We start from the raw sequence: 466 nt of genomic DNA, 5'->3' as shown, positions 1-466 counted from the left end.
TAACGCACGCCTAAACGGCGAGCAACTTGTTGCGAGTCCAGCGGCCGCAGGCCGCGATGTTTAAGGCGCTTGTTAGGGCAATACACCGATTTGCTCGCAAGTAATATGGTTTTTCCCATCAGAGCCACTGAATACATACTCAATCAATAGTTCACGTCCATTATCAGCTTTGACGATATGCTCAACTATGCCATTTATCCCGATATTAGTAGGATCAATCAAACTAATCTTAAAATTGCCGATATCCCTTGGATTTAGGCCGCTGGCCCCGACAGTTTCTAAAGCAGCGTTGTAATCTGCGCTTATGGCGACAACAAGATTGCGCCCCAAAGCCACTGCGTACCCAAATTTATCGGCAAACTCTTCAAACTTTCCTTGATGTAGCATTATCCGGGCGCTATCGAGGAGCTCTCCGATTTCGTCATTGGTCAGTTGAATCACTGATATCTGCATAATGCCCTAACGC

1 protein-coding gene is annotated in these 466 nt (G+C 46.6%); it reads right to left on the bottom strand.

The window, feature by feature from the left end:
- Window positions 1-72: 72 nt before the first annotated feature.
- On the bottom strand, window positions 73-441 hold the full coding sequence (locus tag J3B89_RS21060) for a hypothetical protein (RefSeq protein WP_215399555.1): 369 nt from the start codon (window positions 439-441) through the stop codon (window positions 73-75).
- Between the last annotated feature and the right edge of the window lie 25 nt (window positions 442-466).

Origin of the sequence: Rheinheimera oceanensis, from assembly GCF_018831085.1 — a bacterium.
GTDB lineage: Bacteria > Pseudomonadota > Gammaproteobacteria > Enterobacterales > Alteromonadaceae > Alishewanella > Alishewanella oceanensis.
The sequence above is the reverse complement of the archived record's forward strand: the minus strand, read 5'-3'. Positions and strand labels throughout refer to the sequence as shown.